Source organism: Protofrankia sp. Cas8, from assembly GCF_963555845.1.
GTDB lineage: Bacteria > Actinomycetota > Actinomycetes > Frankiales > Frankiaceae > Protofrankia.
In genome coordinates this window covers 1-8,947 of the sequence record NZ_CAUVXI010000222.1, presented here as the reverse complement: position 1 = coordinate 8,947, position 8,947 = coordinate 1, and the positions used below count along the sequence as shown (strand labels likewise).

The following is an 8,947-nucleotide window of genomic DNA, read 5'->3' as shown; positions in this document are numbered from 1 at the left end:
AACCGACTTCGGAACGTCGATGTTGATGATCTCTCCGGGGGCGGCGTGCAGCGCCGGGATCTGGTCGCCGGCGCCCTTGACCACCGTGCCGTCGCGGTCGTAGCTGGCGGCCTGCGCCTGCACGAAGCTTCGACCGGCCTGCATGGTCACCAGCGGCGTCGGTTGGTCGCAGCCGGCGAGTACCCCGACGAGCGCGCCGAGGACAGGGAGCACAGCCAGGCGTTGCCACCGGATGCGGGAGAGTAGCCGAGATACGGACACGGTCGGAGGTTATCGTTCAGGGCCGCTCAGATGCCGCCCGGATCGCGATCCGGGGGGTGGGTTCTCGGTCTCAGCAGGCCGGGCCGCGTCCCACGATCCGGGAGGACCGCGGTTTTCTGGAGCACCGCCGTGTCCGGGAGCACCGCCGTTTTCTGGAGCACTGCGGTGTCCGGGAGCACCGCCGTGTCCGGGTGGATCGCCGGGTGCCCGAGCGCGAGGGTTCCCCCGGCGCTCGGCTCGGCCCAGGCCGCGGCCTCCGGTCGCCCTCGACGGACGCGGGCCGCTGCCCGTGACCGGTGCAGTGCCCTGGTCTCCACGAACATCGTGAACAGCACCGCCGCGGACGCCACGGCGAAGCCGAGCGTCCCCGGCATCTCGATCAGGCCGATCCCGGCGCCGGCAACCCATGCGAGCTGAATCGCGGTTTCTGAGCGGGCGAACGCGGAGTTCTGGGTGTCCTCGGCGATGTCCCGTTGGAGGATCGCGTCCAGACCGAGCTTCCCCATCGCACCGGCCATCGTCACCAGCAGGGCCGCCAGCAGCGATGTGAGCCTTGTGTAGTCGACGGCGGCGCCGAGGCAGCCCCCTGATGCCATCAGCAGTGACAGCATCAGCAGCGCCTCAGGGCGCTGGCGGCCCAGCCGCCCGCCGATGAAGACACCCAGGCCGCTGCCCACACCCGCACAGATCGCCAGCGCACCGAGCCAGAGTTTGGTGTCGTGGCTCGTCCGCAGCAGAAACGCCAGATAGAAGGTGAGGAATCCGACCAGGCCGCGCAGCACCAGGGAGGCGCGAAGCGCGACCGGCAGCCCGCCCATGGCGCGCAGCAGACGGCCGGCCATGTCCCGGTGGTTGACGATGGCCCCTAGTACGAAGGCGCGTTTTTCACCTGCGGCGGAGTCGACGTGTTTGGGTAGGTTGAACGCCAGCAGGACGCCTGTCATGTAGACGATTGCGCAGGCCCGCAGCACCCACGGGTAGCCGACGTAGGGAATCTTGGCGATGGCCAGGCCGACCGGGGCGATCGCGGATCCCGCTGCGATGTTCACCAACGAGATTCGGGAATTGATCTTTACGAGGGACAGATTCTGGGGTGTGACGCGCGGGATGACCGCGCTGCGGGCCACTCCGAACGCCCGCGACAGCATGAGCAGGCCGAGCGCGAGGGGATAGACGGCCACACCGTGGTTGAGGGAGCCGGCGAGCTGCCAGGCAAGCATGCCGCGGGCCAGGCAGATTGCGGCCAGCGCGGTACGGCGACCATGGGCGAACCGGTCCAGGACCGGGCCGATCACCGGTGCCAGCAGGGCGAACGGCACCATGGTGATCAACAGGTACATGGCGACCTTCGACCGGGCCTCGCTCGTCGGCACCGCGAAGAAGAGCTTTCCGGCCAGCGTCACGGTCACCAGCGCGTCGCCCGCCGCGTTGACGAAGGAAAGCTCGGTGAGGGCCGCGAGCCCCGACTGCTCGGCACCACCTCTGCGGCCGGACGCGCGCAGCCTGCGGATCCCTTTGGCGACACCACTGCCCACGTTCACCATCCTGAGTGTCCCCTCTCCCCAGGAGGGCCACCACGACCACGTAGCACAGTTCCGGAACCTGTAGGCGACAATACGTGCGTGGAGGCTCAGGATGTGCAGCTTGACCCGGCGGTAGTGCCAACATCGTCCGACTCTGGATCGTCCAACCAGGAAACGTCGAGCTCGGAAACGTTCATCTCGGACGGGAGTGCGCCCGGTCCCCCGGCGTCCGAGTCTGCGACCCGGACGACCCGGACGACCCGGACGACCCGCTCACCCGCGTCGAAGGTGCCCCGAACACCGGGACCACCACGGGCGCCGCGTGCGGCCAAGGGGCCCAAGCCGCCCGCGCTGGACACCGCGTGTGCCGGAGCCGTCGAGGAGGCCCGGGCGGCCGCGGCCACCGAGGCCGATGATCCGGGCCTTGTCGGCGAGCACCTCGGCGTCGAGGCCGAGGACGAACGCCTTGTGCTGCACCGCTTCGCGTGTACGGCGCGCGCCTATCCCGGTTGGGTGTGGACGGTGGTCGTGAGCCGCGCATCGCGGTTGCGGAAGGTCACCGTGGATGATGTCGTGCTGTTGCCCGGCGACGGCGCCATGACCGCTCCACAGTGGGTGCCGTGGTCCCAGCGGCTGCGCCCGGGCGACGTCGGAGTCGGAGACCTGCTGCCGACCGCCGTGGACGATCCCCGTCTCACCCTGCGTCTTGGTGATGTCGAGGAGTTCGTCGACACCGATGCCTGGCATGAGCTCGGGTTCGGTCGTCCCCGGCTGCTGTCCGTGGAGGGACGTGACGAAGCTGCGACCCGTTGGTATGCGGGCGAGTCCGGTCCGGAGGCGTCGATTGCCCGGGTCGCTCCCGCGACCTGTCAGACATGTGGCTTTCACGTGCGTCTGGCCGGGATCCTCGGCCGCCTGTTCGGGGTGTGTGCGAACGAGATGGCCCCGGACGACGCTCGGGTGACTGCTTTCGATCATGGTTGTGGCGCCCACTCGGAGGCGATGGTCGCTCCCTCCGCGCATCCCGAGGCAGTTGTATACGACGACGATCCGTCCGACCTGGAATCGTCCGACCTGGAATTCGTCAGCGTATCGGCGCACCCGCCCGGCTCGGTTCCAGACGACGGCGCCGACGCACTCGCCGGTGACGCGGCAGGCCCGGAGCCTTACGGCCACTCCTGACGGCCGGTTGGATCGCCACGGTTGGATCGCCACGGTGGGGTCGCCGTCGTCGGGTTGTCGAGGCCGGGTTGTCGAGACCGAAACGTCCGGGAAGATGGATGACGTGACCGGCACACCGACCGTACCCACTGCCCCGTCCGCGCCCGACGCCGCCGGACCCCATGCCGCCCAGCCAGACGCCGCCCAGCCCCACAGGGAACTCGGTCTCACCGACGACGAGTACGCCCAGATCATCTCCACCCTCGGTCGGTTGCCGTCCGATGCCGAGCTTGCCATGTACTCGGTGATGTGGAGTGAACACTGTTCGTATAAGTCGTCCAAGGTGCACCTACGGCGGTTCCATGACATACCGGCCGGTGGGCGCATGCTCGTCGGGATGGGCGAGAACGCCGGGGTGGTCGCTGTCGGTGAGGGCCTCGCCGTCACATTCAAGATCGAATCACATAATCACCCGAGTTTCGTCGAGCCCTACCAGGGTGCGGCGACCGGCGTCGGCGGGATTGTCCGCGACATCCTGACCATGGGGGCCCGGCCGATCGCCGTCCTGGACCCGCTCCGGTTCGGCGATGCCGACGCACCCGACACGGCGCGGATGCTGCCCGGGGTGGTCGCGGGCATCGGCGGCTACGGCAACTGCCTGGGCCTGCCGACGATCGGCGGGGAAGTCGTCTTCGATCCGTCGTATCTGGGGAACCCGCTGGTCAACGCCTTGTGCGTGGGGGTGATGCCGGTCGGACGGGTACAGACTTCGGCGGCGACCGGAGTCGGCAACGCGGTCGTCCTGCTCGGTGCGAAGACCGGCCGGGACGGCATCGGCGGGGTGTCGGTGCTGGCGTCGGCGACCTTCGACGAGGGTGGCGGACCGGCGCGCCGACCAGCGGTGCAGGTCGGCGACCCGTTCACCGAGAAGATTCTCATCGAATCCTGCCTGGAGCTGTTCGAGCGCGGACTTGTCGTCGCCATCCAGGACCTCGGCGGCGCGGGGCTGACCTGTGCGCTGACCGAGACGACCGCCGCAGGCCTGGCCACCGGTGGCCCCGGTGGGATGACGGTCGACCTCGACCTCGTCCCGCTGCGGGAGGCCTCGATGGTGCCGCATGAGATCCTCGCGAGCGAGTCCCAGGAGCGGATGCTCGCGATCGTCACGCCGGACGCAGTGCCCCAGGTGCTCGCGGTCGCCGAACGCTGGGGCGTGCTGGCCACCCGGATTGGAACGGTCACCGACAGCGGTCGTCTTGTCATCCGGTGGCACGGTGAGGTCGTCGTCGACGTGCCGCCTGGCTCGCTCGCCGACGACGGGCCGGTGTACGACCGGCCGATGCGCAGGCCGGCGGACCTGGACGGGCTACGGGCCGACGACCCCGTGGCGTTGCCGCGCCCGACCAGCGGAGATGACCTGCGCGCAACGTTGCTGACCATGATCGCCTCGCCGAATCTGTGTTCGAAGGCGTGGGTGACCGACCAGTACGACCGGTATGTGCAGGCCAACACCGTGCTTGCACAGCCCGAGGATGCCGGCGTGGTCAGGCTCTCCGACGAGACCGGCCTCGGCATCGCGCTGGCAACAGATGGTAACGGTCGGTATGCCAGGCTCGACCCGTTCGCAGGTGCGCAGCTCGCACTCGCCGAAGCATGCCGCAATGTGGCCGCGACCGGGGCCGTGCCGATCGCCGTCACGAACTGCCTGAACTTCGGTTCGCCCGAGGATCCGGAGGTCATGTGGCAGTTTGCCGAGACGACCCGGGGGCTCGCGGACGCCTGCCGCCAGCTCGGCCTGCCCGTGACCGGCGGTAACGTATCTTTCTACAACCAGACCGGATCGATGCCGATCAACCCGACTCCGGTGGTCGGTGTCCTGGGCCTCTTCGACGATGTGGCGCGGCGCGTCGCGATCGGCTTCACCGATGACGGTGACTCGCTGTTGTTGCTCGGCGAGACCCGCCCGGAGTTCGGCGGGTCCGAGTGGGCGTGGGTGGCGCATCGGCACCTGGGCGGGCAGCCGCCCGTGGTCGACCTCGCCGCGGAGAAGCTGCTCGCCCAGATCCTGGTTTCGGGTTCCCGCGACGGCATGCTGACCGCGGCGCACGACCTGTCCGACGGCGGCCTGGCATCGGCACTGGTCGAGTCCTGCCTGCGTGGTGGGCGTGGCGCCCGCATCGTTTTCCCCCGCGATGCGGACGTGTTCACCGAGCTGTTCAGCGAGTCGGCGGGTCGGGCAGTGGTGGCCGTCTCCCGATCGGAGGAGCTGCGGTTCACCGACATGTGCGGTGCCCGCGGACTGCCGTGCCGGCGTATCGGTGTGGTGGACGGCGACATCATCGACGTCCAGGACGCCTTTGCCGTCAGCCTCGACGAACTGCGGGTCGCCCACTCGTCCACCCTGCCCGGTATCTTCGGCGCCGCAACCACCTGAGTTCGTGTCTCGATCTGCCGATCTCAGTCCGGACCGATACCAATCACCCCCGTCCGTGGGTGATCCGTCACGCTCGGACGGTTTGGACCCCTGACCGTCGGGCAGCCCAGTTTCTGACGATGGATATTTCGGTCGCCGGGGCTGGCAGCTCAAGGGAGCCGCTGCCGAGCAGGACCACAGGGGGAGAGATGGACTATCCGCAGATTTCTGACCACGGGTTGATCGGGGATCTCCAGACCGCGGCGCTGGTGACGAAGGACGGCGAGATCGACTGGTTCTGCGCGCCCCGGTTCGATTCGCCGAGTATCTTCGCCTCCCTGCTGGACCGGGAACGCGGCGGCCAATTCACGATTGCGCCGACGGAGCCGGGCTATGTGTCGCGGCAGTTGTACCTGCCCGATACCGCGGTTCTTATCACCCGCTTCCTGACGGCCGGCGGCGTGGGTGAACTCCTGGACTTCATGCCCATCGCGGACACGACCCGGCCCACCGACCGGCACCGGCTGGTCCGGGTCCTGCGGGTCGTGCGGGGGGAGATGCGTTTCGCGGTCGAGTTCACGCCACGTTTCGACTACGGCCGCGCCAGCCACACCGTGGAGGTGACCGGCGACGGTGCGATCTTCCGCGCCGGGGACCAGCGCATCACCCTGCACCCGGCCAGGACCGTCAGCTGGGACGGCGCGGAACGGATCACCGATCCGCGCGGTGACGGCATCCGCGGCACGGCGACGCTGAAGGCCGGCCAGGTCGGAGCCGTGATGATGGAGACCGGGGACGGCGACCCGCCGCACCGGCTCGCCCGGGACGAGATCACCTCGCTGCTCGACGACACGGTGCGGTACTGGCGGCGCTGGCTGGCCCGGTCGACCTACACCGGCCGGTGGCGCGAGCAGGTCCGCCGCTCGGCGATGACGCTGAAGCTCATGACCTACGCCCCCAGCGGTGCGGTGGTGGCAGCGCCCACCGCCGGGCTGCCCGAACAGATCGGCGGGGAGCGCAACTGGGACTACCGGTTCACCTGGATCCGCGACGCGTCGTTCTCGGTGTACGCGCTGTTGGGACTGGGCTACGTCGAGGAGGCACGCAGCTTTGTCGGGTGGCTGGCCAACCGGATCGAGGAGCAGGCCGGTGATGCCTCCGGACCCTTGAAGATCATGTACCGGGTGGACGGGTCGTCCGACCTGAGTGAGGAGACCCTCGACCACTTCGAGGGTTACATGGGCTCGGCGCCGGTGCGGATCGGCAACGGCGCGTCCGACCAGCTCCAGCTCGACATCTACGGCGAGGCGATGGACTCGATCTACTTCGCGGACCGTCATGGTGTCGCCCTCGGCCACGCCCGGTGGAACCGCGTGGTCGACATGCTGGACTGGCTGTGCGACCACTGGGACTCCCCCGAGGAAGGCATCTGGGAAACCCGCGGCGGCCGGCAGAACTTCACCTACGGCCGGATCAACTCCTGGGCCGCCTTCGACCGCGCCATCCGGCTCGCGGCCGAGCGGGCCCGGCCGGGCAAGCTCCAGCGGTGGGCCACCGAACGTGACCGCGTCTACCGCCAGGTCATGGACCGGGGCTGGAACGACAAGCGGCAGGCCTTCGTCCAGCACTATGACACCGACGTGCTGGACGCCTCCCTGCTGCGCATGGTCCAGGTCGGTTTCGTCGTCCCCGACGACCCGATGTGGTTGTCCACCTTGAACGCGATGGACTCCGAACTGGTCTCTGACAGCCTGGTCTACCGGTACAACCCGGAAGCATCCCCGGACGGGCTCCGCGGTTCGGAGGGCACCTTCTCTCTGTGCACGTTCTGGTACGTCGACGCGTTGGCCCGATCGGGCCGGCTGGAGGAGGCCGGGCTCATCTTCGAGAAGATGCACACCTATGCCAATCCGCTGGGCCTGTATTCCGAGGAGATCGGCCTGACCGGCGAGCAGCTCGGTAACTTCCCGCAGGCCTTCACGCATCTCGCGCTGATCAACGCCGCGGTCAACCTCAACCGGCAACTCGACGCCTCCTACACCTCCGACGCCCGGATTCGGGACTAACCGTTCGGGACCAGCGGTGTTCCGGGGGATCCCAGCCGGGTACCGGATCCCCCGGGGATGACGGCCGTCGGCCGTAGGTGGAAACTGCCGCTCCGGTGACCGCAATGACCTACCGCCCGGTTTCTTGGCCGTCGGCCGTAGGTGGAAACTGCCGCTCCGGTGACCGCAATGACCTACCGCCCGTGCTCTCGGCCGGCACCACCAGACCGATCCGGCGGAACGCGTCGTCTTCGGGCGCGGTTCAAACCTCGCCGCGGCGGATGTGATTAGGTCAGAAATGACTCCTGTGCTCGTCCCGTATCGGATAAGCCTGTCATAGCGCAGAAAAAGCGCTCTCATGGTGGCTGGCTGACGGCGAGGGGACGATGGCACTTTCCAGAGCGGCGGCGGAACTCTATACCGAGATCGGGCCGGCACCGTCGAACTGCGGTGCATTGCGGAAGCGGCTCCGTATGGAGGATGCGCAGTTCGACGAGGCGGTGGCGGAGCTTGTTCTCGCGGGTATGGCGATTGTGGAAGGGCGGCGGATCCGCCGGGCCCCGAGTGACCGGACTCCACCGAAAGCTTCTCGCGATGCGCTTGTGGTCTTCGACCAGCTTCCGCCGGACGGCACTCCCGTCGGCGGCCTTCGGCTGCGCAGCGCTGTGAGAATCACGAACGACCGTTATCGACTGGCGTTGGACGAGCTCAAGACGGCCGGTCTCGTCCGGCTCGGGCGAGGCCGTGGGGGCACGATCGCTCGCGCAGACGATGTGCTCCAGACGCCGGACGACGAGGTGTTGGAAACGCACATAGCCGACGCGGGATTCGCCGCTGCCGGCCCTGGCCAGCTGGTACGCCGGGAGTCCGAGCTGTATCAGCCCTTCGTCGACTGGTACCAGAGTGAGATCGACACGGCTGGTCTCACCTTCAGCCACATCCGTGAGACCGCTTCCGCGCGCAGGCGGGTACGGGCCAGCGGTCAGTGGTCCCGGCCGGACGTCGCGGCGGTCGAAGTTTGGAGCTCGTATCTCCTGCCCGACGTCGTCCTCACGATTTCATCCTTTGAAATCAAACGGTCGGCCGAGGCCAATCGGCTGGAGTCGCTGTATGAGGCAGCAGCCCATGGGCGTTGGGCGCACTGCCCGAGCCTCGTTGTCGAGACGGCCTCTGAAGAAGACGAGGACAATCCGGTGTCCGACCGTGTTCTAGAGGAACTCGACAGACTGAAGTTGGGTCTGTATACGATGTACAATGTCGGGTTCGGAGCTTTTCGTGTGAAGCAGTACATACCGCCGTCGAGGCATGCACCCGACCCGGGCTACCTACACGATCTCCTGGAGTACTTTTTCTCCGACGACAAGCGGCAGTGGGAGAAGTACCGACTGGCGATCCGCCGCTGAGCGCGTGTGCCCGGTCGGAAAGGGCAGGCTGGGGCGAAGGCCGCAAGTAGGCGATTGCGGTGGCGATGTTTCCGCGGAATCCTCATGGTCCGGCGGTTGCGGAAGCTTCTGCACCACGTTCCAGCCCTCCTCGGTCCGGGT

Annotated in this window: 5 protein-coding genes and 1 pseudogene; 4 read left to right on the top strand and 2 right to left on the bottom strand. The window is 68.0% G+C overall.

Translation table 11 applies throughout. The features are described from left to right. Positions 1-261: pseudogene (locus tag U9977_RS23010) on the bottom strand (hypothetical protein); the annotation flags it as partial. Positions 262-287: 26 nt separating this feature from the next. Next, positions 288-1,805, bottom strand: coding sequence for an MFS transporter (locus U9977_RS23005; RefSeq protein WP_322751369.1), 1,518 nt, complete (start codon positions 1,803-1,805; stop codon positions 288-290). Between the two features lie 267 nt (positions 1,806-2,072). On the opposite strand from U9977_RS23005, the gene U9977_RS23000 reads away from it, so the two are divergent. The 4 genes from U9977_RS23000 (at position 2,073) to U9977_RS22985 (ending at position 8,806) form a co-directional block, all read left to right on the top strand. Continuing rightward, positions 2,073-2,966: a DUF3027 domain-containing protein gene (locus U9977_RS23000; RefSeq protein WP_322751368.1), complete on the top strand. Its 894-nt coding sequence runs from the start codon at positions 2,073-2,075 to the stop codon at positions 2,964-2,966. Between the two features lie 94 nt (positions 2,967-3,060). After that, complete coding sequence (purL, locus tag U9977_RS22995) at positions 3,061-5,379, top strand: phosphoribosylformylglycinamidine synthase subunit PurL (protein ID WP_322751367.1); 2,319 nt, start codon at positions 3,061-3,063, stop codon at positions 5,377-5,379. A gap of 188 nt (positions 5,380-5,567) precedes the next feature. Continuing rightward, positions 5,568-7,424: a glycoside hydrolase family 15 protein gene (locus U9977_RS22990; RefSeq protein ID WP_322751366.1), complete on the top strand. Its 1,857-nt coding sequence runs from the start codon at positions 5,568-5,570 to the stop codon at positions 7,422-7,424. 365 nt (positions 7,425-7,789) lie between these two features. Next, positions 7,790-8,806, top strand: coding sequence for a hypothetical protein (locus tag U9977_RS22985; protein ID WP_322751365.1), 1,017 nt, complete (start codon positions 7,790-7,792; stop codon positions 8,804-8,806). Positions 8,807-8,947 lie beyond the last annotated feature (141 nt).

What these genes read in the sequence shown, in the direction of transcription:
- U9977_RS23005 (WP_322751369.1), bottom strand. Translation starts at nt 1,805, where the DNA reads ATGGTGAACGTGGGCAGTGGTGTCGCCAAAGGGATCCGCAGGCTGCGC.
- purL (WP_322751367.1), top strand. Translation starts at nt 3,061, where the DNA reads ATGGATGACGTGACCGGCACACCGACCGTACCCACTGCCCCGTCCGCG.
- U9977_RS22990 (WP_322751366.1), top strand. Translation starts at nt 5,568, where the DNA reads ATGGACTATCCGCAGATTTCTGACCACGGGTTGATCGGGGATCTCCAG.
- U9977_RS22985 (WP_322751365.1), top strand. Translation starts at nt 7,790, where the DNA reads ATGGCACTTTCCAGAGCGGCGGCGGAACTCTATACCGAGATCGGGCCG.